Below are 24,663 nucleotides of genomic sequence, written 5' to 3'. Positions count from 1 at the left end.
ATGGTCGATCGGTTCCGTCTCGTCGCGGTTGGAGTGGCGTTTAGTCTTCTCTTCGTCCTCCCCGCCGGAGTCGGACCGAGCGACGCAGAGCCGGACGCCTCCGAACTGGTCGAGAAGGCAGTCGAGTCGCTCGAAGAAGACCCTGTCAGGGCCATTCACGAGCAGACCATAACCAATCCCGGCGGGACAGTGACACAAACCGTCGCGGTCCATCGGACCGCCACGCGGAAGGGATACATCGAAGTTCTCGATCAACAAAACGGGACCGACGAGCAGGTCGTCGTCGAGGGTTCGTCTACAGGCCAGTCCGGCAACGGTGGTGAGCGGGTTCGAAACAGCGAATTGAGCCAGTTCTGGTTCGACGAACTCCGGACGCTTGGTGCGTCGCCAGAAGAGGTACTGGCTCACTATCAGAGCAACTACGTCGGGATGGGCGAGGTCGACGGGCGAAGCGCGTATATCGTCGAACTGGTAGCGCCCAAAGAGACCACTGCGGGACTCTCACTCGACATCGATGCCGGCGACATCGAGTACCACGTCCCGCTTCACGAGGCCACACACCGAGAGTGGTATCTCTCACGAGAGACCTGGTGGATTGATACGAAGACACATTATCCCATCAAACAGACCGTCGAGTGGACTGACGAAGACGGAACCGTGCTGGCAACAGCGACCAGGGAGTACAAGCAACTGACTGTCGGTCCTGCCGTCGAAAACACCCGCCCCGCACTCGGGGAACCTGATGAGAGCAACGAGAGCGAGTCCGGCAGTGCCGACGAATCGGCCCCGGAAAAACAGACAGACCAGGGAAGGCATGCGGCCGTAGATACCAGGCTGTTCAGCAGCGCGCGCGCAGCAGGTGCGACCGTTCCATTCGAGCTACCGGAGCTAACGGTTCCGGACGGCTACGCGTTCGACCGCGCAACGGTCGCCTCGGAAAACGAGACGGCTGCCGTCTTGTTACTCTACACCGACGCGAATAGTGGGACACAGCTGTCGGTACAGGTTTCTGAACGCGACTCGTCGCTGTTCTATCACAACGTCGAGATTCGGCGCGAGAGCATGGCAGCGTTTGACGGAGAACTTGTCGTCACGGACACGGGGACAGCAGTCGTCCGCGACTGTGGCCCGCTCACCTACCGGATTCGAGGACCGCCAGCAGCCAAGACGCTTATCGATGTCGCCACGTCCATCGAGTGCCAACACGCGCCAAAGGAGGCAGGGCGTAAACGCACCCGGTGACCGATGATTCGGCAACACGAGGACGTCGACGGCTGTGGCTGCTTCCGGTGTCAGGATGTCGACCACGAGGTGGTACACCGGTCGCTGGTCGATGCGTTCTCCTGGAGTACGACAATCCCAGTCGCTAGACCGTCTGTCGTGCTGGTGCTGGGTGCGGTTGGGGTGATACAGCTCGCGACGCTGGTCGTCTCGCCCGCGCTTGCGCTTCTGTTGGCAGTGGCCGGTGTGGTTGGTGTCTTCTTTAGCCGGGGCTACATCGGTATCGTCGCACAGGGGTTGCTCGGCTGTGACGCCGTCCCATCCCGGCGGGCACTTCGGCTCGCTCTCGTTCGGCTGCCTGCCTTTCTCGGCGCAGCGTTTGCACTCGTACTCGGTATCGCGCTCTTTACCGTCTTCGTCGTCTCGGTCGTGTTACCGGCCGCACGGACCCTGACGAGTACTGCAGGTGTCGACCCGGTCGTCGCTGACTTCGGTGCACTCGCTGTGCTCGTGCTGGCAGTCGTCTACGCGCTTCTCAAGAGTTGTTTCGTCCCGGAAGCGTGTTTCGTCGGCGGGTACGGCCCGCTTGACTCGGTTCGGGTGAGCTGGCGGCTAACCGGTGTACATCGCCTGAAGGTCGCGTTCGTTCTCGCCGGATTCGTCGCGTTACTCGCACTCGGGACGGCGCTCGATACGACACTCGCCGGCTCGGATGCACCGGTCGCGCTTTCCTTCGAGTTCAACGACACCACGGTCGTCATCCGCTCGTTTGGCCTCTCGGTGGGTGGCAGTGTCCGGTTCCTGTTCGATTTGACCGTAACTGCCCTCTACTCTGGCCTGTTCGTCCACCAGTACGTCGACAACTCGCTGGGGTCAGCGCTCGACGAGTAGCCGACCCAACTGTGATAGCGAACTCCAGACCGCGAGCGCGACCGCAGGGATGCCGATTGCGCCTGCGAGTGCTGTGAATGCACGCCGGAGGGTCCTCCCCTCGTCTTCCGAGCCAAGGACCAGTATCTTCGGCTCTCGGGTGACGGTGTATATCTCCATCTCTCGCCCCTTCTCGGAGTAACAGGTGTCGATGACCTCGATGAGGTCGGCCTCCTGAAGATTGTCAAGATGATAGCTCGCGTTCTGAACCGAGAGGTCAAGGTCGTCGGCAATCTCAGAGGCAGTTAGAGCATCGTCGCTGAGCATCCGGAAAATTGTCAGCGCCGTCTCACCGGAGAGTGTGGATATCATTTCCGCTGTCCGCTCGTCGTCGACGTAGAACACAGCGGGGTCGTCGTCTCGGTCTGTGGAGGACTCCGTTCGCGAGGGGAACAGTCGTGCCATGGGTCGAAACTGGTCGCTATGCTAGCTTGAGTATCCCTCACATAAAAAGCTCTGATAACTCAAAGACTGTTTTACGTTATAGAAACTACCGAGACTGCTGAGCCGCGGGGGTTAGAGGATGGTGCCGTGTTTCTTGTCTGGTAGGTCCTTGTCGACAGTCTCGTAAAACCCGAACCTGGCGTCGAGTTCCTCCCGGAGCGTGCTCGGTGGGACAATTTCGTCGATGACAACTTCGCTGGCCATCCGGTGAACGTCGATGTCCTCGCGGTACTCCTCACGGAGTTCCTGCTCGCGCTGTTTGCGCTCCTCTGGGTCGTCGATCTCCGCCAGCTTGCGCGCGTAGACCGCGTTGATTGCCGCCTCTGGCCCCATGATAGCAATCTCGCCGGATGGGAGTGCAATCGTCGACTCGGGGTCGTAGGCTGGCCCAGACATGGCGTAGATTCCTGCGCCGTAGGCCTTCCGGACCACGACACACTGCTTTGGCACGGTCGCCGACGAGGTCGCGTAAATCATCTTTTTGCCCTTCTCGAGGATAGCGTCTTTTTCGACCTGTGAGCCGGCCATGAACCCAGGCGTGTCACAGAGGTACAACAGCGGAACGTTGAACGCGTCGCACTTCCAGATGAACTCGGCGGCTTTCTGTGCGGCGTCGGGGAAGATAGCTCCGGCTCGCTGTGCGGGCTGGTTGGCGACGATGCCGATAGGCCGGCCGTCGATTCGCGCAAAGCCGGTGAGCATCTCCGGGCCAAAGTCGGGCTGGAGCTCGAACCACGAGCCGGCGTCGACCACGCAGTCGATGAGGTCGGTCATGTCGTAGCCGCGGTTTGGTTCCTGTGGGATGATGCTGTCGATGTCTTTGGGTGAGGTCGCCGGATGGCGGCCCTCGGTCTGTGGCGGTTGTTTGTCGCTGTTGTCCGGCAGGTAGGTGACCAGTTGGGCGACTAACTCCCGTGCGTGTTCCTCGTCGTCGGCCACCAGGTCGGCACTGCCCGAGTACCGCGAGTGGACATCCGGGCCGCCAAGGTCGTCCATCGAGATCTCCTCGCCGGTGACCATCTCGACCATCCGCGGGCTCGCAATCGCCATCGCGGACATGTCTCGAACCATGATGGTGAAGTCAGCGAAGACGGGCGTGTAGGCCGCGCCAGCGATGCATGGCCCGTAGAGAACGCAAATCTGAGGGACACGTCCCGAGAGCATCGAGTGGTTGTAGTAGTATTTCCCGATGCCCTCTCTGTTGGCGAAAAAGCCGGTCTGCTGGTCGATACGGCCACCGGAGGAGTCCATTAGATACAGAACCGGACGGCCGGTTTTCAGCGCGCGCTGTTGCATCCGAAGGAACTTCTCGACACCCTTAGCGGCCATGCTGCCGCGTTTGACCGTGTAGTCGTTTGCCATGAAGTGGATGTCTCGGCCCTCGAACTCGGCACCGCCCGTGATGAGGCCATCTGCCGGGAGTTTATCGTCGGCGTCGAACTCCGCGAACCGCCCGTCTTCGAAGAGGAAGCCGTCCTCGAACCACAGGTCGATGCGGTCGCGGACGAACTCCTTGCCTTGCTCGGGTAGTTGTTCTTTGTACTTTTCGGGTCCGCCTTCGTTGATTTTGGCGATTTCTTCCCAGAGCGCTTCCTCGCGCTCTGTCGGTCCCATCTCCGCGTCGGGTCCCGGAACGTGTCCGGGTCCGAGATACGGAACCTCGGCGAGTTCGTCGTCGCCGGCCACGACGGTCACGTCGTCGTAGTACTGTGTGGCCATCGCCTCGCCAATAATCTCAGCTTCCTGTTCGGTCGTGTCCTCGGAGACGCGTACTCTCATGATATCACTCCAGGACGATGAGGGGGTCACCCATGTCGACCGTCTCACCTGACTCGACTTCGACACTCTCGACAGTTCCCCCCGCAGGGGCGGCCACGTCGTTTTCCATCTTCATCGCCTCTAACACGCAGATGATGTCGCCTTCTGCAACGTCGTCACCCACCGCAACGTCGACCGAGAGAATTGTTCCCTGCATCTCCGCGGTAATGGCACCGTCGGTCATCGTCGCGGCTTCGTCGTCACCGGAAGAACTGCTGGTTGTGCCGCTTGCGGTGTCGTCGGACTCGTCTTTGTCCGTATCGTCGGTGTCGTCGGTCGTCGCACCACCAGCGCTCTGTGGGAGGTTTTCGAGTACGACGTCGTGGCGCTTGCCGTCGACTTCGATTGTGAGCTCGTGGGTCTCGCTGCTCTCGCTGGAGCCTGCCAGGGGCTCACTTCCCCAGCGTTCGACGGCATCGGCGATTTCACCCTCGCTGAGTTCTTCGTCGAGGTACTTGGTGGTGTGGCTCCCCTCGACGAAGGCTTCGTCGGTCAACATCAGGCGGTGAAACGGGATAATCGTGTGAACGCCCTCGACCTCGAAGTGTTCGAGCGCGCGCTTCGAGCGTTCGATACAGTGGTCGCGGTCCTCGCCAGCGACGATGAGTTTGGCAATCATCGAGTCGTAGTCGCCGCCGATGTCGTCGCCCTGGTTGACCGCGTGGTCGAGGCGGACGCCGATGCTCCCCGGCGGGTCGTATGTCTCCAGTGTGCCAGGCGTCGGTGCGAAGTCGTCTGCGGGGTTCTCTGCGTTGATGCGGTACTCGATGGCGTGACCTTCGATACCGACGTCGTCCTGCGAGAAATCCAGTTCCTCACCGGCCGCCACACGGAGTTGCCAGCGAACGATGTCGATTCCCGTCACCTCTTCGGTAGCGGTGTGTTCGACCTGAATACGCGTGTTGACCTCCATGAAGTAGAACTCGCCGTCCTCGACGAGGAACTCGACGGTGCCGGCGTTGGTGTAGCCGGCCTCGCGTACCCCGCGACGGGCGGCGTCACCAATCTGCTCGCGCAGGTCCTCGTCGAGTACCGGACTCGGTGCCTCCTCGATGACCTTCTGGTGGCGACGCTGCAGGGAGCAATCACGCTCGCCGAGGTGGCGGACGTTGCCGTGTTCGTCGGCGAGAATCTGAACCTCGATGTGTTTGGGTGCCGCCAGGTACTTCTCGACGTAGACGGAGTCGTTATCGAAGTAGGCTTTCCCCTCGCGTTTGGCCGTTTCAAGGGCGTCGTCGACGTCCTCGGGGTCGTTGACAATCTGCATGCCGCGGCCACCGCCGCCACCCTCGGCTTTGATGGCGACTGGATAGCCGAACTCCTCGCCAATCTCCCGGACCTCCTCGGGCGAGTCGACAGGCTCTGTCGTCCCTGGAACGACAGGCACGTCTGCGGCCTGCATCGCCTGTCGGGCGCGGGTCTTCTCGCCGAGTTGCTCCATCGCATCGCTCGGCGGGCCGACCCACGTCAGGTCCTCGGTCTCTTCGATTCGACGGGCGAAGTCGGCGTTTTCTGCCAGAAAGCCATATCCCGGATGGATTGCATCGGCACCCGCTTCGAGTGCCGTCTCGACGATAGTCTCCTGGTCGAGGTAGGAGTCACTCGCAGGGGCAGGGCCGACGTTGTACGCCTCGTCGGCGTATTCGACGTGGCCGTTGTCCCTGTCGGCGTCGCTGTAGACTGCGACTGTATCAATACCAAGCTCTTCACAGGCCGCCATGACGCGAACCGCAATTTCGCCTCTGTTGGCGACCAGCACTTTCTCGAACATAGTTGTGAGATGAAAGGGAGGGTTAGTAGGATTTGGGGAAACCAATCTGCTGGCCGATGTGGTTGTAAGCCATCTGCTGAGAGACGGGCGCAAGCCGCGTGAGGTTGACCTCACGCCACCAGCGCTCGACGTCGTACTCCTTCGCGTACCCCCAACCGCCGAAGGCCTGCATCGACTGTTTGACCGCCTCGATGCCTGCCTCGACGGCGACGGCTTTGGCGACGTTGGTCTCGTAGCCACACTCCTCGCCTTGGTCGTAGAGCCAGGCCGCCTTCTGGCGCATCAGGGCCGCCGTCTCCATCTGGGCGTATGCCTTCGTGATGGGGAACGAAACCGCCTGGTGGGTGCCGATTGGTGCGCCAAAGACCTCACGGTCGTTCGTGTAGTCGATGGCGGTGTCGGCGGCCAGCTTACCGATACCGGTCGCGGCGGCCGCAAAGCCGATACGCTCGGGGTTGAGCGTGTCGACGAGTGCCCACCAGCCATTGTCTTCCTCGCCGAGCAGGTTCTCCTCGGGAACTCGGTGGTTTTCGATGAAGACCTCACAGGACTTCGAGTAGTTGATACCGTGTTTGGGAATCGGCGAAACCTCGATGTTCGGACTATCCATGTCGAGAATGAACAGGCTGATGCCATCGGTCGGCTGTTCGACCTCGTCGAGCGGGGTCGTCCGCGTGACCAGAATCATGTTCTCCGCGCGGTCGGAGAAGGTAATCCACGCCTTGTCGCCGTTGAGAACGTACTCGTCGCCGTCTTTCTCGGCGCGTGTGGCGACGTTCAACGTGTTCGTTCCGGCCTTTGGCTCGGTGATGCCGATGGAGAAGTTCCGTTTGCCCGCCGCGATATCCGGCAGGTACTTTTCTTTTTGAGCCTCGGTCCCGTGTTTGTTGATGCCGACAGCGGCCATCCCGGCGGTCAAGACGAGATACCAGGTGCCAGCCATCCCACAACCCTCCGCACAGAGCGTCTCCATGGCGATGCCCATCTCTTGCATCCCCATGCCTGCACCGCCGTACTCCTCGGGAATCATCAGCCCGTGGAAGTCCGCCTCGGCGAGTTCGTCCCAGAACTCCTCGCCGAACTCCCCGTTTTCCTCTTTCTCCCGCCAGTAGGCAGGCCCGTACTCCTCGGCTATCTCGGTCGCTGTATCCCGAATGAGCGAGTGCGTCGGGTCGTCATCAAAATTCATGAGTCGCTATCTAGTGTAGGCGGTGTAACTATCTTAGTAGTTGCTATATTTCGGGCCCTCACTGGGCCGATTTATCCGCGAAGGTTCTCGAGCCGGCTGCCAGCTGGAAAGTCGAGGTCCAGCGAGATATCGAGCATCGACTCGACAGCGGTCGCGACAGCGGGGGCAAACTCAGCGTCTGGCGTCGTGCAGACAGGTGCCCCAGCAGCCGTCGTCTCCTCGCTTTCCGGTATCCCGACCCCCTCCGAGAGCTGTTCCGTCGCCCGGTTCCGGAGCACCGCGTCTCCCGACGCGCCGATATCCCGAAGCCGACCGCGCAACAGCGCCAGCCCGTCTCTCCCGCGGGACGTGTCTTCGGTCACGAGCGCGACCCGCTCAGCGGCGTTGACCGCCGCGACGGCGTGATTGCCGGCCAGCGGCGGCGTGTCCACGAGCACGACGTCGTACGAGAGTGACGACGCCGCGAGCTGCCGTTCGAGGAGTTTCGCCGCGCCAACGGTCTGTGCCCGCGCGAGGCGCTCGAAGGGTGCCCGGGCCGGCGCGGCCGCCAGCCGGCCCTCGGTATCCACAGGAATGTCGTACAACACGTCGCCGAGAGACGCCTCCTCAGTCAACAGCGCCGTCACGTCGGCATCCACGTCGGCGTCGACGTACGAGCGAAGGCCCTGAGTCCCGAAGGCCGCGTCGACGAGTGCAACATCACGGCCGGCTCGTGCGAGCGTCGCCCCACACTCGACAGTCAGTCGTGTCGTACCGACACCCCCAGCCGTCCCAACGACTGCGACGATTCGCGTCATAGTATGCGGTGTTCGCCCCCCAGTATAAAAATATACGCTCGGTGGACTCACCGCCGCCGGTCAGTCGTCGGTCCCCTCGTCTGTTACAGTCTCCGACGTTGCCTCGGTCGGGTCGACGGAGGCGTCCTGGCTGCCGGTCTGGAACTCGTCGGTCATCTCCTGGAGCGTGGTCGCCTGCTCGGAGAGGCCTTCTATCTGGCGGCTGACCTCCGAGACGGCACTGGTCTGTTCCTCGACAGCGGCCGCCACGTCGGTTGCGTTTGCCGTCGTCGCCTCGCTGACCTCGCCGATATCGCCGACGAGTGACTCGATTTCTTCGGCCGCGCTCGCCTGGTCGTCGACGGCCTCACTGATAGACTGGATGGTCTGGTCGACCTCCTCGACAGCCGTGGCGATGTTCTCGAAGACGTCGACGGTCCCCTCGACGGTCTCGATGCCGGTCTCGACGCTCTCGCGCATCCCCTGAATATCGGTGACAACGTCGTCCGTCGAACGCTGGGCACGACCGACGAGTTCCTCTATCTCGTCGGTGGCGTCTTGGGTCTCCTCCGAGAGGCTCTTGATTTCGTCGGCGACGACCGCAAAGCCTTCGCCGGCTTCCCCGGCCCTGGCAGCCTCGATAGAGGCGTTGAGCGCCAGCATGTTCGTCTGTTCGGCGATATCCTCGATGAGTGCGACGATGTCACCGATGGCGGCGACTTCGTCTTCGAGTTGCTCGACTTCTTCGACCATCTCCTCGGTCCGCGTCCGGATGGTCGTCATCTCTCGTGTCGTCTCGTCGGCGTACTCTTGCCCGTCGTCGCTGAGTGCCGCCGCGCGCCGAGACTGGGTGGCGGCTTCGTTAGCAGAGGCGGCAACCTCCTCGATAGAGGCCGACTGGTCCATGACGCGGTCGGAGGCCCGCTGAATGTCCTCGTTCTGTCGTTCGGCGTCCTCGGCTGTCTGTTGCATCGAGCGGCTCACGTCGTCGCTGGTCTGTTTGATTTCCTGGGCACTGTCTGCGATGTGGTCGCTCGATTCGTCGACCTCGCTAGCGAACTCGCGGATATGGAGGATAGTCTCCTCCAGGTCGGCCGCCATCTCGTTGAACGACTCGGCGATGCGGGTCAGCGCCTCGTTATCGGTTTCTGTATCCATCCGGACCGTCAGATCGCCGTCGGCAAAGGACGTGAGCACCTCGGAGTACTCCTCGGCTTTCTGTTCGAGTCGCTCGCTCACCCGCTCGGCTTCGAGGCGTGCCTGTTCGGCGTCTTCTCGGGCCTGCTCGGCGTCTGTCCGGGCGTCTTCAGCCTGTTCCATCGCTGACTGTGCCTCCTCGATGCGCTCGCTCAGCGAGTCTCTCATCTCCGCGACTGAGCGATAGAGTGTCCCAATCTCGTCGGCGCGTGAGGTGGACACCGTTACGTCGAACTCACCCTCGCTTATCTGCTGTGTCCGCCCTGAGAGGTCGTCGATTGCGCCGGTGACCGACCGCATCGAGACCAGCGCCGTCGCGATGAGTAACACGAACGAGACGCCGAAGGCAAACAGAATGTCACTGGAAATCTGGTCCCGAAGCGCGAAGGCCTGGTCCTGTGGCACCGTGTGGACGACAACTGTTCCGAGCGTCTCGTTGGGGACGTATCTGTCACGAGCGAAGCCTCCGTCGAGGGCGTGTGACAGAGTTCGGGTGCCTGCGACCATGCCACTCACGTCGGTCATCTGCGTCACGGATGTGTTCGTCTCGAGGTCACTCACGAACGCCTGTCGCTGCTCATCGGTCGGGCCGAGCAACCGCTGCCCATCGAGTGACCGTAACACCGTCTCGCTGCCATCGAAATCCTGTGTCGGCACGAGCGTCGTGTTCGTGGGCACCGCCGCCGCGACGAATCGCCCGACGGACGCCCGGCTGCCGATAAGTGTCGTTTTCGTCTCCTCTCCGGGCAGTGTAAGGGGGTCGGAGATGAAGACGGTTTCACCGACCTTGTCCGGAGAGAGGCCCTGTTCGTAGAGGTTCACACCGCTGTCACCGGTGGGAGCGCTGCCGAGAATCTCGCCGCTGTCCGCGCTGATTACGTACACCTGTGAGACCTCCTCGGCGAGGTTTCGGTTGATATCGCTGAGCCAGGCGTTGAGTCGCTGTTGGTTGTCGGAAAGGATATCACCCTCGGCGCTCGCCGTGCTCAGCGCGCTCCACTGTTCGGTAAGCCACTCGTCATAGAGGTCTGCGTGCAGCGTCGCGTCGGACTGTACCTGTGAGTCGACCTGTTCTGTCAGGCCATCGTCGATGTTGCCGTACAGCACCATCACCGCACCGCCGCTCACGAGCGTCCCGAGCAACAGAATTGTAAGTAATTTCGCAGTGAGATTTCGCCTGATAAAGCCCGGCGTTACCGTCGCCAGGGCACCGCGAAGCATCTCTATTCCTCGGCCAATCGATATCGAGCGTGCTGGATCGTTCTCACTCATCAGAGTATCCTCCTGTAGATCATTGCGCCGTGTCTTCCATGCACACACACATGGAATATGACCGTAATAACTGTTCTCCGTCAACCACTCTCATATGTAGCGAGAAGCGAAAGAAAGAGACAGCAGGGCCGGCGTGAGACGGCACTGAGCGTGTCCAGGCGACGAGCGAAGAAACTGCTATGCGAGGCGATTCCTCACGCGAAGGCGTTCAACATCAACACGAGCGTCCCGAGCAGCGCACTGAATGCAACGACAGTTTTCGGGTCCAGGACCGGGCCCTGGTTTTTCTCGGAGTCGAAGTACCGAACGAGGCCGGCACTCGACATGAGCCCCGAGCCACTCTCTTGTGAACTCATGGCTGTATCTCTCCTGCCTGTCCTCCTAAACGTTTCGACCCCGACCGGTCGAACGAACCTTTAAACAGCGAGACGGCCCAAAGAGTTGTCAATGGACGTTGCGGACATCCCAAGGGTGCCAGACTGGTTCCAGGGGTATCTCGAATCTGAGGGAATCGACGCCCTGTATCCGCCACAGGCCGAGGCCGTTGAGCGCGGCGTCACCGAGGGCGATAACCTCGTCGCCGCCATCCCGACCGCGAGCGGGAAGACGCTCGTCTCGACGCTCGCGATGCTGTCGAGCATCGCCGACGGCGGCGGGAAGGCGCTGTATATCGTCCCGCTACGGGCACTCGCGACCGAGAAAAACGAGGAGTTCGCCGCCTTCGAGGAGTACGGGCTCGACGTGGGCGTCTCGACGGGCAACTACGAGTCAGATGGCGGCTGGCTCGCTGGCAAGGACATCATCGTCGCGACCAGCGAGAAGGTGGATTCCCTCGTGCGCAACGACGCACCCTGGCTGGAGGACCTCTCGTGTGTCGTCGCCGACGAGGTCCACCTCGTCGACGACAGCCACCGCGGGCCGACACTGGAGGTAACCCTCGCCAAACTCCAGTCGCTCAACCCAGACCTACAGACAGTCGCGCTCTCGGCGACAATAGGGAACGCCGACGAACTCGCGGCCTGGCTCGACGCCGACCTCGTCGACTCGACCTGGCGGCCAATCGAGCTCGAGAAGGGCGTTCACTTCGGCGACGCGCTCCACCTCGAAGACGGGACCCAGAGCCGCGTTCCTGTACGCGGGAACGAAGACCAGCCTGCCGCAATCGTTCGGGACACGCTGGAAGAAGACGGTTCGACGCTCGTGTTCGTCAACTCCCGGCGCAACGCCGAGTCGGCGGCTCGACGGCTGGGCAGTACGACAGAGCCGTTTTGCTCGCCCGCCGAGAAAGAACAACTCACCGCAGTCGCCGACGAGATACGTGAAGTCAGCGACACGGAGACGAGTGGCGACCTCGCCGACGCCGTGGAACAGGGAGCCGCGTTCCATCACGCCGGGCTGGCGCGAGACCACCGCAGCCTCGTCGAGGAGGCGTTTCGCGACCGGCTTATCAAGGTCGTCTGTGCGACGCCGACGCTGGCGGCTGGCGTCAACACGCCGTCCCGCCGGGTTGTTGTCCGCGATTGGCGGCGCTACGACGGGACGGCAGGCGGGATGCAACCGCTCTCGGTACTCGAAGTCCACCAGATGATGGGTCGTGCTGGCCGGCCGGGCCGGGACCCCTACGGCGAGGCTGTGCTGGTGGCAAAGAGCCACGACGAACTCGACGAACTGTTCGAGCGGTACGTCTGGGCCGAGCCGGAACCCGTCGAGTCGAAGCTCGCGGCCGAGCCGGCGCTGCGCACGCACATCCTCGCCACCGTCGCCTCTGGCTTTGCCAACTCTCGGGGCGGCCTGCTCGATTTCCTCGAAAGTACGCTCTATGCCGAGCAGACCGGCGAGCGCGGCCGCTTAGAGACGGTCGTCGACGATGTCATCGACTATCTCGATGTGAACGGCTTTCTTACGCGGGAGGGGACTGACCTCACGGCGACGAACCTGGGTCACACCGTCTCGCGGCTCTACCTCGACCCGATGAGCGCGGCCGAGATTCTCCACGGTCTCGAAGACGCTGAGGAACCCACGGCGCTAGGACTGTATCACCTCGTCAGTCGGACACCGGATATGTACGAGCTATACCTGCGTTCTGGTGACGAGGAAGAGTTCACGATGCTCGCCTACGAGCGCGAGGAAGAGTTGCTTGGGGCAACCCCATCCGAGTTCGAGGACGGGTTCGAGGACTGGCTGTCGGCGCTGAAGACGGCCCGCCTGCTCGAAGACTGGGCCAGCGAGAAAGAGGAAGACGAGATTACCGAGCGCTACGGTATCGGCCCCGGTGACATCCGGTCGAAGGTCGATACCGCACAGTGGCTGCTCGGGGCCGCCGAGTCACTCGCCACCGAACGCGACCTCGGACTGGGACCAGACATCCGGGAAGCGCGCACCAGGGTCGAACACGGTGTCCGTGCCGAACTGGTCGACCTCGCGGGCGTGCGAGGCGTTGGCCGCAAGCGCGCACGACGGCTGTTCGAGACCGGTATCGAAACCCGTGCAGAGTTGCGCGAGGCCGACAAATCGAGAGTGCTGGCGGCGCTTCGCGGCCGTGAGAAGACCGCCGAGACGATTCTGGAAAACGCCGGTCACCGCGACCCATCGATGAAAAGCGTCGAACCCGACGCCGACGTGACCGTCGACGATGACGAGACAGACGAGCCAACGACCACACAGGACCAGTCGAACCTGGGTGATTTCTGATGCAGGTAATCGAGGGGAGGGCCGACGTTGCGGACATCGACCAGTTCATCACACGTCTCGACTCGATTGCCGACGACCACGGAGCGACCGTCCAGGCCTTCGATGCGCGCTACGTCGTCGGCCGGGCACACCTCGAGCGTGCGACAGAGGTTGCACGGCGCGAGCGAGACCGCGGGAACGCCATCGCCGACGACCCGGGTGTCGAGATACTGCTGTACGCGGCCGGGCGGCGACAGATTCGAGACGCACTCGAGATAGGTGTCTCTGAGGGAGCCTCGCCAGTCGTCGCCGTGGTGGTCGGCGGAAACGAGACGCAGGCGGCCACGGACCTCCGACACCTGTTCGAACCCGCCGAGACGCTGGGCGAGTACGACCCCGAGCGCGTGCGGTCGTTTTTCGACATCAGCGAACAGGAACTCGACGCGACGGCGGGCGGCCTCGCCGACCTCGTCTGCGAGCGAGTCGCAATGCTCGTCGTCGACCGATAACGATGCCACAGAGCACACAGCTTACCGACCCGGTCACGCTCGGCGGCGTCGAGATACCGAACCGGCTGTATCGCGCGCCCTTGCTCGAATGTGCCGGCAACGGCCCCGACGCTGTCGACCGCTTCATTTCGGAACTCGAACCGACGGCCGCATCGGGTGTTGGTCTCATCTTTCAGGGCGCAAGCATTGTCACCGAAGACGGGGGCTGTGCTGCTCCGAACATGACCCGCGTGCATGACCCCACGTTCGTCGACCGGCTCTCGCGGCTGACCGACCGGATTCACGACCACGGCTCGAGGCTGTTCATCCAGCTCGCCCACGGCGGCCTCCGGGGGATGAGCATGTGGCACGCCGGCTACAGGGAGCGCAACCCGAACGCAGTCCAGAAGGCGGTATCGCGCCCGCCCTGGCAGCTCAGGCTCGCCGACCGCGCGGGGCTCATCAACCTCCAGCCCGATGTGCTCTCGACCGACGAGGTCCGCGAGTTGGCCGAGGCATTCGGGCGGGCCGCGGGGTACGCGGTCGATGCCGGCTACGACGGGATTCATCTCTCGGGGGCGAACATGGGCATCATCCAGCAGTTCCTCTCGCCGTACTACAACGACCGCGACGACGAGTTCGGGGACGGCGTCCAGTTCCTGCTCGCGGTTCGCGATGCCGTCCGCGAACACGCCGGAGACGTACCGCTGGTGACCAAGGTCCCGGTCGAGACGGCATCGCCGCCGTTCGTCCGTCAACACCTGACCCGCGAGGAGAGTCTCGATATGGCCCGACGACTCGCCGATGCTGGCTACGACGCGCTCGTTCCGGTCGAGGTGTCGGTCTACTGGGACATGAGCGTCATCCGTGGGGCCTTTCCCGACAAGGCATGGGCGGCCGAAGACCTCCAGAGCGAGTACGCCGCCGTCTTCGGTGGGCGCTGGCGAGCGCGGGCGGTCGAGGTAGCCAACCGGCTCGAAAGTAGGTGGTTCGACCGCGAACCCGGCTGGAACGCCGATTTCTGCCGGGCCGTTCGCAACGCAGTCGACGTGCCGGTCCTCTGTGAGGGAGGGCTGAGAGAGCGACGCCACTGCGACAGACTGCTCGGTGAGTCGTGTGACATGGCCGGCATGGCCCGACCGTTCTACGCCGAGCCACGGCTGGGTGCGCGGCTGCTCGACGGAGATAACCGCGCGCTCTGTGAGAGCTGTAACAACTGTACGATTCCGCAGGCGACCGGTGAGCCGGGACGCTGCCGGACGCCATCGGTCGTTCGCAAGCGAGCACGACTCGACAAAGACGGCGTCTACGACGGCAAACAGTAGGCGTGACTCTCCAGTTGGAAGGAGTCGACAGCAACGACCGACACAACGAGCTATTCAGGCTGTTCGTCGATGAGGATGACCGCCTCGCCCTCGATTACAGTCTCGCCGTCTTCGTTGTGGACTGGCGTAGAGAGGCGGTACTGATTGTTGCCGAGGTCTTCGATAATCTCACAGGAGGCAGTGAGATGTTCGCCGATACGGACCGGGTTGTGGAACTCTAGGTCCTGTGAGAGGTAGATGACGAGACCAGGAACCCGAGCCAGTGCGGCACTGATGAGTCCGCCGACCAGCGTCCCGTGGGCGATTCGGCCCTGGAATCGTGTCTTCTCGGCGAACTCGTCGTCGAGATGGAGTGGGTTCGTGTCGCCGCTGGCGGCCGCAAACTCACGGACGTCGCCGTCAGAAATCGTCTTGCTGAACTCGAATCGGTCACCCACAGACACGTCGTCGGGAGCACTGGCTGTCGTCTCTGTGTCCCACTCCGGAAGGTCCTCGTCGGCTTCGATTCGGTCAGTCGTCTCTCGCTCGTCTGTACCGTCAGCGTCGAGTCCGAATGCCGCGAGTGCGGCGCGGTTTGCCGCGACCACACTCTCGAACATGTGTACGGAAGTGTCAGTCCAGGTATCGAGAAATGCACTCTGTTGAGATTCTGAACTCATTACACACCAGCGTAGGGGATTTGACGTTATAAACTCCGAGGCTAGTTATCGAACGCAATAATCATCTGTTCTCGCCTTCGTCTCTCGTTGTCAGTGCCGTTTTGTCGTCCGAATGAGTTGTATGTTCACATATAACACTAAAAGGAATTACAGTCGTGAGAGACAGCCACCGCGGCAGGCCGCTCGGACGATACGCGGCCGCTGTCGGCGGCGCTCCCAATGTTTATACGTCGAGCGGAGCAACAGAAAGTCGATGACAGACGACAGGGACATGCCCAGTGGGCCACAGGATTTCCTCAAGATGTTCACCGAAACGGGCGAGCAGGCTGTCGAAACTCAACAGGAACTGTTCAAACAGATGCTCGGGGCTGGCATGTCTGGCGGCATGGATATGAACCAGCTCGGCGCGATGAGCCAGACGGCGACGTTCAAAACGCGCGTCCAGAGTGGCGGTCGCATCTCGATTCCCGACGCCGAGCGAGAGGCACTCGACATCGAAGAGGGCGATATCGTCCAAGCTGTCGTGGTCCCGGTCAAGCGAGAACGAGAGGATTGACGGCGCCTGTTTTTGGGTCGCTGTTGCTCTCGAGTCGCAACGCTGACCAACCTGTCGTCCGGGACTCTCGCGTCAGGTGGGTCCGTGAGGAATTTAATGGCACACAGTGGTAGGCTATGAAAATCGCTGGAGTCTTGTGTCTTGTCTCCGTAGTTAGGTGTACAATGAGCGAAGAGCAGTCACAGGACTGGAGTCAACTGATGGAACAGATGAACGAGGCAGTCGCAGACTCCATCGAGCGCAACGTCGAGGCGCAGACGGCGATGATGGAGTCGTGGACGGGAGCCTTCGACGGGTCGACGCTCTCGGAGGAGGAGGTCACCGACGGTATCGAAGGCTACCGCCGCGCCTACGAAGTATGGATGGACACGGCCGAAGAGATGGTCGAGCGGACCGGCGACGCCGTCGAGGGCGAGGACGTCGACGCCGAGGAGTTCCGTGACCTCTGGCTTCAGTCGGCAAACGAGTCGTTCAAAGAGATTATGTCGACGAGCGCATTCGCCGCCGCCAACGGCGAACTTGTCGAGATTCTGATGGAGGCACAGCAGGAAGTCGACGATGTCACCCAGGAGAATCTCGCACAGCTCGGGATGGCGACCCGTGACGACGTTGTCGAGGTCGGCGAGCGTCTCGTCGAACTCGAACGCCGCCAACACGCCGTCGAACAGAAACTCGACCGCATCATCGAGGAACTGGAGTAACGATGTCGTTCAACCCCTTCGCAGCCGCACTGGACGCACAGGCCGAAGCGATGGAAGCGATGGCTGATGCGACAGAGAAAGCCCGTATCGCCCCCGAGCGGGCTGTCGAGATGGAAACTATCGAGGTCGGACAGACGCCAAGCGAGGTCGTCTACGAGGAGAACAAGCTCGAACTCCTGCACTACGAGTCCCGTACCGACGAGCAAAACGAGGTGCCGATTCTCATCGTGTACGCGCTCATCAACAAGCCGTACATCCTCGACTTACAACCCGACCGGAGCGTCATCCGGCAGTTACTCGATGCCGGCCACGACGTGTACATGATTGACTGGAACGAGCCCTCCCGGCTCGACCAGCATCTCGGGCTCGAGGACTACGTCAACCGCTATATCGACAACTGCGTCGACGAGGTCCGTGACCGCTCGGGCCAGGATGCTATCAACATCCTCGGCTACTGCATGGGCGGGACGATGACGACGATGTACACCGCCCTCCACGGCGAGAAGGTCAACGCGCTGGGTCTGATGGCGGCAGGGCTCTGTTTCGACCAGACCGGTGGCGTCCTCGAAGAGTGGGGGAGCGAGGAGTACTACGACCCGGAGGACGTAGTCGACACGTACGGCAACGTCCCCGCGGAGTTCCTCGACACCGGCTTCGCGCTGATGGACCCGGTCGACAACTATGTCAGCAAGTACGTCACGATGTACGAGAACCTCGAGAGTGACGCCTTCGTGGCGAACTTCTCGCGCATGGAGCGGTGGCTCGACGAGGGAATCGACCTCGCGGGGACCGCCTACGTCGAGTTCCTCGAAAAAATCTACCAGAACAACGAACTGTATCACACCGAACTCGAACTCGACGGCGAACACGTCGACATTACGAGTATCGACGTGCCAATTCTCCAGATTCTCGGCGAGTACGACCACCTCATCCCGGCCGACGCCTCCAAGCCCTTTAACGAAGTCGTCGGCAGCGACGACACTCGCATCATCGAGTATCCCACCGGACACATCGGGCTGTCTGTCTCCTCGTCCACCCACGAGGAGGTCTGGCCCGAGGTCTGTGACTGGTATCACCGCGTCTCCGACGACGACGTCGAGGACAGCGAGCCAGACGCCGACAGTACGGCGGTCGAATCGGTCGATGGCATCGGACCGACGTACGCCGAGCGGCTCCGGGACGCAGACATCGAAAGCGTGTCCGAGCTTGCGGACTACGAGGCCGCCGAACTGGCAGATATTGCAGAGACGACCGAGAGCCGCGTCGCCGAGTGGCTCGACCAGGTGTAGGTCGCCCGACAGGGAAAGATTCACCACGGGACCCCACGCAGTGGTGAGTGATGGACGAGTGCCGCGAATGTGGGGCAGAGCTACCCGACGGCGCTAACTTCTGTCAGGCGTGTGGCGCGCCTCAGAACGAAGCCGCTGCCAAGGCACTTTACCGGTATATGAAACGTCACGCCCAGGAGCTTGCGGAGTCTGCCGACGAGACCAGCTCCGGGAGTGAGCTACTGACCCGACTCGGCTACGCCCTTGGCTGGATACTCGTCGTCGCTGGCTTCGCGGTGGTCCCCAACCCTGCGAGTGGCTTTCTGGTCTTCGGCGGCATCGTCGCGTTGCCCCCCATTCGTCGGATACTCGGTCGCCAACTCGGGCAGCCACCCGGAATGTCACGGATGTTGCTCGTCTCGCTGACGAGCGCTGCCATCGGTGTCGGCGTCTTCGTCCTCTCGTAGCTGCCAGTGGCCTGACCGCTGTCTGACGCACGTTTTTGTCGGTCTGCTCAGCGGCGAGGTAACGGGAGTCAGCAGCCGCCTCCCGATATACGTGCTGGTGATGGCACTCGCCTTTGTCACCACCGTCGTCACCGTCGAGGAGGCCTACCGTGAGGCCGCCGTCGTCCTCCAGTTCTCTGTCATCAGCGCGGCGGTCACGTTCCTGCTGGTCGCGCTCGGTGGTGAGGGCATTGTCTTCCTCATCCGCAACCATCAGGAGGTCGTCGCCTCACAGCTGCTCTTTTATATCCTGTCAGCGGGACTCATCGAAATTCGAAGGTTCCCGTCGCCGATGCAGTTGCTGTCTCAACGAACAGCCCCGAGTCGGACGCTTGAACCGAGAACGAACACTCCAGTTTGTCAGGCAGGCCTTTCGCGTTGCGGATGACGAACGGAAACTCGACGGTCCCCTCGATACCGAGATTCCGCATTTCGACCACGAACTGCCTGCTTCTCGTTGGCCCATCGGGGTACTGGTAGTACGTGCGAAATGCGTCGCTCTGGCGCGGTGGACTCACCAGATAGGTGAGGTGGTCGCCGTAGGTGGGCGGCGCCGCGAACGTCCCGGTGAACTGTTCCAGCTTGTACGAAGAGTCGGGTCGACGCTTGCGTTGAAATGAAAGCCTCGCGAGGCGATTGGGTCGTCTGTATCGAACGTTGGTTCTCTGCCAATTTCCACGTATCCCACACTCTCTGCCTCGGACTGGGTTGGAAAATCCCACGACAGTTCGTCCCCCGAATTTTCGTGGACGGCTGTCTCGAATGTCTTCGACCCGCCGGGAAGGCCGTTACAGCCGGCGAGGGCGGCGGTGGCGACCGACGCTCCTGTCGCGAGGAAGCGACGACGCGTAAGGTTGCGTTGTGAACGCGGGGACTCGGGCATACTTCTCGCTTCGAATATAATCGAATTAGCGTTTGTGATACGGGCCAGGCCGCCACGACAAGGAACACACGGCAGTTAGACACCGAGTTCCGCCAGGAAGAACGGCTTCTCGCCGTCCTCGGTGGTCGGGTCGCGGACGCTCCAGACGCCAGCTATCTCGAAGCCGACGCTCCGCAACGCCTCCTCGGTCGCCTCTCGGCCGGCAATCGACCAGCGCATCTCGGTGCCGCTGTCGAGCCAGTCGGGATTGGCCCCCTCCCACTCGCTGGCCCCTTCGGTCACCAGCAGTGTGCCGCCAGGGCGAAGGACGCGTCCGAACTCGGCGAGTGTCGACTGGTGGTCCTCCAGCGGAATATGAATCAGCGAATACAGTGCGGCGACGGCGTCGAAGGTGTCGTCGGCGAATGGGAGGGCGGTCATATCCCCCTGGACGAGCGCGGCCTCGTGGTCTGCTCGGCCCAGGCTCAACTGTTCCCGGGAGAAATCGAGGCCAACAGCGGCCGCACCTCCGGCAGCGAGAGGCGCGTCGCCAGCGCCACAGCCCGCGCTCAGGAGGCGGTCTGTGGGGTCGAGGACTTCACAGAATTGCTCGACCGGTTCGGCCGGTCCGTCCTCGCTCACTGGCTTCGTGTACTCGTCGTAGTAGTGGTCGGCCATCTCGTCGTAGGCGTCCCGAACTGCGCGGCGTTCGTTCACGCTCCCGGGTTCTCGGTGTCGACACTTCAACGTTCGTCTCGTCTGCCATGGATTAGCGTACGGTCGCGTCGACGACGACGTGGGTGACGCCTTCGCTGTAGCCCTTGATTTCGCGCACCTCGCAGTCCGACACCCGTCGGCCGTTGCGCTCGGCGGCCGCGTGGAGGCGGTCGACCGGGCGGTCGGGCAGTTCTGCCTCCGGGGTGGCCTCGTGCATGTGGACTGTGCCGTCGGATTCGAGGGCGCTCAACGCGCTGTCGAGGTACTCGTAGGCGTCGTAGTAGCCCATGACGACACGCTCGAAGCTGAAGGGGTCGGCAGCCTCGACGCCGCGGGCGACGACATCTCGGCAGTCCGCCCGGTAGGTCTCGACGCTGTCCTGGACGCCGTTGCGGACCACGTTCTCGACGAGGTACTGGAACGCAGTCGGATTGTGTTCGATGGCCGTGACGTGAGCGCCCCCGCGTGCCATCGGGAGCGTGAAGTAGCCGACACCTGCGAACATATCGAGAACGCGCTCGCCGTCGTCGACAGTTTCGCCCATGTGTGCGCGTTCGGCCTTGTTTCCCGGCGAAAACATGACCTCAGAGAGGTCGAGCGCGTAGGTCGTGCCGTGTTCCCGATGGACGGTATGGGTGTCGCCCTCGCCGGCGATGACCTCGACAGAGGGCTCGCGGTGGACGCCGGCGATACCGTCGCGCGAGAGCACGGTATCGGCGTGGCCATGCATCGCGAGCAGTGCATCGCCGACCTCCGCCGGTCGCGGGGTGTCAGACGTATCGACCAGAATCACGCTGCCGATGACCGCCCACGACCCCGGTACGGCGTCGAGTTCGCCGTCGGTCCACCCCCGCTGTCGAAGGTGGTCTTCGAGCGTCCGGAGCCGCGTCTCGCCGGTCGTCCGGACCACCTCCAGTACGTCAGTCTGTGCGGGCGGGTCGGTAACCGGAATCGCGACGGTGCCGTCGTCGTGTTCGGTGATGTGTCGGCCCTCATCGTAGACGCCCTCCTGTCTGAGCGACGAGAGTGCAATCTGGGTCCGCTGTTTTGTCACGACGGCGGCGAGAGACTGGTCGCTCATTCCCGGCCCAGAGTCCGGTTGCTGTCGGTATATATCCTGTCCTCGCCGGTCACTCTTCGTCGTGGTTCTCGCCGGTGACGACGACAGGCTTGTCGGTGTTGAGGATGACCCGCTGTGTGACGCTCCCGAACAGGGCCTTGCCCGCCGGCGAGCGCTTGCGGCCGCCGAGGACAATCGAGTCCACGTCCTCCTCCTCGGCGTGTCGGAGAATGTTGTCGACCGCTTCCATGCTGTCTTCGTGTACCGTCACCTCGACGCCGTGGTCTTCGAGGTGTTCGCGCGCTCGGCGGACTGACCGGACCCGCGTCACCGACCGCGGTACGTCACCGGAGGAGTCGTCCGTGAATACGAACAACAGGATGGCCTCGATTTCCTCGTCCGCGTTCGGGAGTGATGTGACGTAGTTCGCCTGTGCCAGGGCCCGCGATTCGCTATCGTCGACCGGAATCAGTACGCGATACATACCTTCCCTTCGGTACAACGGGGCATAAAACCAGTGTGAATTCTCACACGTTTGTCGCCGAATTCGGCAGCGACCGTTACTCCTGACCGACCATGTCGAACTCGGCCCCGGCGTCGCCGGCGACCGCGTCGTGATAGACCACGTGTGCGGCGGCAACGTCTTGAATCGCCAGCCCGGTCGAATCGAAGACCGTCACGCCGTCATCGGCCGTTCGGCCGTCGATTTTCCCGGCGACCACGTCGCCGATTTCGCCGTGGATGTCGTCGTCGTCGAGGACGCCCTCGCTCCAGGGGACGTTGATTTCCCCCGAGTGGGTGCACTGTTCGTGGTCGTCGATGACGAGTTTCGCCTCTTGCAGAACCTCGTCGGCAATCTCGTGTTTCCCTTCGGCGTCGGCACCCATCGCGTTGACGTGTGTCTCGTCGCCGACCGCCTCGACGATTGGGTCACGGACTGGCGTCGTCGTCGAGACGACATCGCAGGCGGCCGCTTCGGCAACGTCACCCTCCTGTACGTCGAACTCGTCGCCGTACTCCTCGATGAACGCGGCACGAACCTCGTCGTCGAGGTCGCTGATGACAACCGTCTCGATATCACGAGCCCGCGAGATGGCCTCCAGCTGAGAGTGCGCCTGAACCCCGGCACCCACCAGCCCGAGCGAGGCCGCGTCCTCGCGGGCGAGGTGACGGGTCGCGACCGCCGCGGCTGCCCCGGTTCGCAGACGGGTCAGGTCGGTCGCGTCCATCACGGCGAGCGGGAAGCCGGTTTCGGGGTCGGAGTAGATGAGCGTCCCCATCACCGTCGGCAGCCCCTCCTCGTCGGGGTTGTCGGGGTGGACGTTTACCCACTTGACGGCGGCGGCGTCCCAGTCGTCGGTCTCGATGTAGGCCGGCATCGACCGGAAGTCGCCGTTGTACTGCGGGAGGTCGACGTAGGATTTGGCAGGCATCTGTACGTCGCCGCGGGCGTACGCTCCGAACGCGCCTTCGACTGCGTCGATTACCTCTGTAATCTGTGTACTCTCCGTAACGGCGTCTGCGTCGAGAATGACTGTTCCCATGCCCCGAAAGTCAGAGGAGGGTCCACTTAGCAGTTGATAAATCCGGGCGGGGTTTCCGCCGCCTACGAGGTCGCCGGGTAGGAGCGTTTTGCGACCTCTGGGTACAGGACGTGCTCGGGAGGCTGGACAAACCAGCCGACTTCGGCGATTTCGCCGTCGCGGGCGTCGAGTTCGCCGCTCTCGTACACCCCGTCGAAAATCACGAGTGGCTCGAATATCGACGGGGCGTCTCGCTGGACGTTCACGTTCTCGATACGATGGACTTCACAGAGACCGGTCAGTTGGCAGGTGACGCCGGTCTCCTCTTCGAGTTCCCGCTTGGCTGCTGACTCGTAGCTCTCGCCGGGCTCTCGTTTCCCGCCCGGGTCGGACCAACCGTCGTCACCCTCATCGCGGACGAGGAGGACTTCGCCGGCGTCGTTTACCAGCCAGACACCGGCCCCGCCCAAGCCGTTGCGCTCGAACTGCCTGCGAACTCGTTCGTAGTCTGAGTCAGTCCGCTCCCAAGTCTTCTCGACGACTCGGAACTCGCTGTAGTCCTCGTTCAGGCGCTGGAGGACTGACTCCACGTCCCGTTTGCTCTGTTGGGCGACCGCCATTAACGGCCGAATGGGGCCTTTCAGAATAAGTTATACGGCTCGCTCGACTGCGGCGATGGTCTCTGTTATGTCCTCGTCGTCGACGTTCCAGTGGGTACAGAAGCGGACGACGTGGTCGTCGAATGGAACGCCGAGTACGCCCTCGTCTTCACAGGCGTCGAGGAACTCGCTTGCGGGTGCGTCGGTCTCGACCAGCACGATGTTGGTCTCGGGCTGGTCGGCGGCCAGTCCGGGCAAGTCGTCGAGGCCCACAGCCAGTCGCTCGGCGCGCTCGTGGTCGTCGGCGAGTCGATGACGGTTCTCTAGGGCGACGAGCCCCGGCGCGGCGATGATACCAGCCTGGCGCATTCCGCCACCCAGAAGCTTTCTGATACGGCGCGCCCGGTCGATGAACGACTCGGGACCGACCAGCATCGACCCGACTGGCGCACCCAGCCCCTTCGAGAGACAGAACATCACCGTATCGACCGGCTCAACGAGGTCGGCGGCGGTGGTGTCGAGCGCCGTGACGGCGTTGAACAGCCGCGCTCCGTCGAGGTGGACGGACACGTCGAGGTCGTGAGCAGCCTCGGCCGCCGCCGCTATCGCGTCCCCCGAGATTGCCGTCCCGCCCTTGCTGTTGTGGGTGTTTTCGAGGGTGAGCAGACCTGTTCCCGGCCGATGGAGGTCCTCCTCGACGTAGCCCGCCCGGACCTGCTCGGGCCGGATGACCCCCCGGTCGTCGCCCTCGATTGTCCGGGTCTGGACCTCGGCGTGTTGGGCCAGGCCTGCGAGTTCCCACTTGTAGATGTGGCTCTCGACCTCACAGAGCAGTTCCTGTCCGCGCTCGGTGTGTGTGCGGGCCGCAATCTGGTTGCCCATCGTCCCGGTCGGGACATACAGCGCCGCCTCCTTGCCGAGTACGTCGGCCGCGCGGGATTCGAGGTCGTTGACGGTAGGGTCTTCCTCGTATACGTCGTCGCCGACATCGGCGTCGCGCGCCGCCTCACGCATCTCGTCGTTCGGGAGCGTGACCGTGTCGCTTCGCAGGTCAATCATGACTGTCCATATCACTCCCCGCCACTAAATGCCGCGGTTTTCACCCCGGAGT

The 24,663-nt window shown here is 62.7% G+C and carries 25 protein-coding genes; 10 read left to right on the top strand and 15 right to left on the bottom strand.

All coding sequences use genetic code 11. The features are described 5' to 3' along the window. Together BLR34_RS13075 and BLR34_RS13070 are read left to right on the top strand one after the other, a co-directional pair. Positions 1–1,242: a LolA-like protein gene (locus BLR34_RS13075; RefSeq protein ID WP_092703763.1), complete on the top strand. Its 1,242-nt coding sequence runs from the start codon at positions 1–3 to the stop codon at positions 1,240–1,242. 3 nt (positions 1,243–1,245) lie between these two features. After that, complete coding sequence (locus tag BLR34_RS13070; RefSeq protein ID WP_092703761.1) at positions 1,246–2,112, top strand: hypothetical protein; 867 nt, start codon at positions 1,246–1,248, stop codon at positions 2,110–2,112. Here the strand turns inward: BLR34_RS13070 and BLR34_RS13065 are convergent. The 7 genes from BLR34_RS13065 to BLR34_RS13035 form a co-directional block, all read right to left on the bottom strand. Continuing rightward, the gene (locus tag BLR34_RS13065; protein WP_092703758.1) at positions 2,095–2,556 is read right to left on the bottom strand and encodes an ArsR/SmtB family transcription factor; all 462 of its coding nucleotides are present in this window, start codon (positions 2,554–2,556) and stop codon (positions 2,095–2,097) included. The two genes, BLR34_RS13070 and BLR34_RS13065, sit on opposite strands and share 18 nt — an antisense overlap. A 111-nt stretch (positions 2,557–2,667) precedes the next feature. Continuing rightward, positions 2,668–4,374, bottom strand: coding sequence for an acyl-CoA carboxylase subunit beta (locus BLR34_RS13060; protein WP_092703756.1), 1,707 nt, complete (start codon positions 4,372–4,374; stop codon positions 2,668–2,670). A 4-nt stretch (positions 4,375–4,378) separates the two neighbouring features. Beyond that, a complete protein-coding gene (locus BLR34_RS13055; RefSeq protein ID WP_092703754.1) occupies positions 4,379–6,184 on the bottom strand; it encodes an acetyl-CoA carboxylase biotin carboxylase subunit in 1,806 nt (601 codons plus the stop codon). A gap of 22 nt (positions 6,185–6,206) precedes the next feature. Beyond that, positions 6,207–7,373 carry an acyl-CoA dehydrogenase family protein gene (locus BLR34_RS13050; protein ID WP_092703752.1) on the bottom strand — a complete coding sequence of 389 codons (1,167 nt, stop codon included), beginning with the start codon at positions 7,371–7,373 and terminating at the stop codon, positions 6,207–6,209. A 71-nt stretch (positions 7,374–7,444) separates the two neighbouring features. Beyond that, on the bottom strand, positions 7,445–8,170 hold the full coding sequence (locus tag BLR34_RS13045; RefSeq protein WP_092703750.1) for an AAA family ATPase: 726 nt from the start codon (positions 8,168–8,170) through the stop codon (positions 7,445–7,447). A gap of 60 nt (positions 8,171–8,230) precedes the next feature. Then, positions 8,231–10,618, bottom strand: a complete 2,388-nt coding sequence (locus BLR34_RS13040; RefSeq protein WP_092703747.1) for a methyl-accepting chemotaxis protein — start codon at positions 10,616–10,618, stop codon at positions 8,231–8,233. Positions 10,619–10,812: 194 nt separating this feature from the next. Then, a complete protein-coding gene (locus BLR34_RS13035) occupies positions 10,813–10,974 on the bottom strand; it encodes a preprotein translocase subunit Sec61beta (protein WP_092703745.1) in 162 nt (53 codons plus the stop codon). Positions 10,975–11,065: 91 nt separating this feature from the next. Here BLR34_RS13035 and BLR34_RS13030 point away from each other — a divergent pair, with 91 nt between their 5' ends. From BLR34_RS13030 to BLR34_RS13020, 3 genes are read left to right on the top strand one after another with little or no spacing between them, the layout of a single operon-like run. Next, positions 11,066–13,309: an ATP-dependent DNA helicase gene (locus BLR34_RS13030; RefSeq protein ID WP_092703743.1), complete on the top strand. Its 2,244-nt coding sequence runs from the start codon at positions 11,066–11,068 to the stop codon at positions 13,307–13,309. After that, on the top strand, positions 13,309–13,797 hold the full coding sequence (cgi121, locus tag BLR34_RS13025) for a KEOPS complex subunit Cgi121 (RefSeq protein ID WP_092703741.1): 489 nt from the start codon (positions 13,309–13,311) through the stop codon (positions 13,795–13,797). The genes BLR34_RS13030 and cgi121 overlap by 1 nt, the downstream gene beginning before the upstream one ends. Positions 13,798–13,799: 2 nt before the next feature. Next, positions 13,800–15,101 (top strand): oxidoreductase, encoded by a 1,302-nt coding sequence (locus tag BLR34_RS13020; protein ID WP_092703739.1) that lies wholly within the window; start codon positions 13,800–13,802, stop codon positions 15,099–15,101. Between the two features lie 50 nt (positions 15,102–15,151). Here BLR34_RS13020 and BLR34_RS13015 read toward each other — a convergent pair whose 3' ends face one another. Next, positions 15,152–15,760 carry a MaoC family dehydratase gene (locus BLR34_RS13015; protein WP_092703737.1) on the bottom strand — a complete coding sequence of 203 codons (609 nt, stop codon included), beginning with the start codon at positions 15,758–15,760 and terminating at the stop codon, positions 15,152–15,154. Positions 15,761–16,013: 253 nt separating this feature from the next. Between BLR34_RS13015 and BLR34_RS13010 the strand changes: the two genes are divergently transcribed. The 5 genes from BLR34_RS13010 to BLR34_RS17065 all read left to right on the top strand — a co-directional run bounded on the left by BLR34_RS13010 (position 16,014) and on the right by BLR34_RS17065 (position 19,179). After that, on the top strand, positions 16,014–16,316 hold the full coding sequence (locus BLR34_RS13010) for an AbrB/MazE/SpoVT family DNA-binding domain-containing protein (RefSeq protein WP_092703735.1): 303 nt from the start codon (positions 16,014–16,016) through the stop codon (positions 16,314–16,316). Between the two features lie 164 nt (positions 16,317–16,480). Beyond that, positions 16,481–17,017, top strand: a complete 537-nt coding sequence (locus BLR34_RS13005) for a poly(R)-hydroxyalkanoic acid synthase subunit PhaE (protein ID WP_092703733.1) — start codon at positions 16,481–16,483, stop codon at positions 17,015–17,017. Between the two features lie 2 nt (positions 17,018–17,019). Continuing rightward, on the top strand, positions 17,020–18,306 hold the full coding sequence (gene phaC / locus BLR34_RS13000; protein ID WP_092703731.1) for a class III poly(R)-hydroxyalkanoic acid synthase subunit PhaC: 1,287 nt from the start codon (positions 17,020–17,022) through the stop codon (positions 18,304–18,306). Positions 18,307–18,356: 50 nt separating this feature from the next. Further along, positions 18,357–18,752, top strand: coding sequence for a zinc ribbon domain-containing protein (locus BLR34_RS12995; protein ID WP_092703729.1), 396 nt, complete (start codon positions 18,357–18,359; stop codon positions 18,750–18,752). Positions 18,753–18,852: 100 nt separating this feature from the next. Then, positions 18,853–19,179, top strand: coding sequence for a hypothetical protein (locus BLR34_RS17065; protein ID WP_176765324.1), 327 nt, complete (start codon positions 18,853–18,855; stop codon positions 19,177–19,179). 126 nt (positions 19,180–19,305) lie between these two features. On the opposite strand, the gene BLR34_RS17060 is transcribed toward BLR34_RS17065, so the two are convergent. From BLR34_RS17060 to BLR34_RS12960, 7 genes are all read right to left on the bottom strand, one after another. Further along, positions 19,306–19,674 carry a hypothetical protein gene (locus BLR34_RS17060; protein WP_176765323.1) on the bottom strand — a complete coding sequence of 123 codons (369 nt, stop codon included), beginning with the start codon at positions 19,672–19,674 and terminating at the stop codon, positions 19,306–19,308. Positions 19,675–19,749: 75 nt separating this feature from the next. Further along, positions 19,750–20,370 (bottom strand): class I SAM-dependent methyltransferase, encoded by a 621-nt coding sequence (locus BLR34_RS12985; protein WP_092703727.1) that lies wholly within the window; start codon positions 20,368–20,370, stop codon positions 19,750–19,752. 52 nt (positions 20,371–20,422) lie between these two features. Then, positions 20,423–21,451, bottom strand: a complete 1,029-nt coding sequence (locus BLR34_RS12980) for a class I SAM-dependent methyltransferase (RefSeq protein ID WP_092703725.1) — start codon at positions 21,449–21,451, stop codon at positions 20,423–20,425. 49 nt (positions 21,452–21,500) lie between these two features. Then, complete coding sequence (locus tag BLR34_RS12975) at positions 21,501–21,914, bottom strand: universal stress protein (protein ID WP_092703723.1); 414 nt, start codon at positions 21,912–21,914, stop codon at positions 21,501–21,503. Between the two features lie 76 nt (positions 21,915–21,990). Further along, positions 21,991–22,974 (bottom strand): ornithine cyclodeaminase family protein, encoded by a 984-nt coding sequence (locus tag BLR34_RS12970; protein WP_092703721.1) that lies wholly within the window; start codon positions 22,972–22,974, stop codon positions 21,991–21,993. A 62-nt stretch (positions 22,975–23,036) separates the two neighbouring features. Continuing rightward, positions 23,037–23,573: an NUDIX hydrolase gene (locus BLR34_RS12965; RefSeq protein WP_092703719.1), complete on the bottom strand. Its 537-nt coding sequence runs from the start codon at positions 23,571–23,573 to the stop codon at positions 23,037–23,039. A gap of 30 nt (positions 23,574–23,603) precedes the next feature. Further along, positions 23,604–24,611, bottom strand: coding sequence for a threonine aldolase family protein (locus tag BLR34_RS12960; RefSeq protein WP_092703717.1), 1,008 nt, complete (start codon positions 24,609–24,611; stop codon positions 23,604–23,606). Between the last annotated feature and the right edge of the window lie 52 nt (positions 24,612–24,663).

Origin of the sequence: Halovenus aranensis (genome assembly GCF_900100385.1) — an archaeon.
GTDB lineage: Archaea > Halobacteriota > Halobacteria > Halobacteriales > Haloarculaceae > Halovenus > Halovenus aranensis.
Note: the sequence above shows the minus strand (reverse complement) of the source record. Positions and strands in the feature narration are given on the sequence as shown.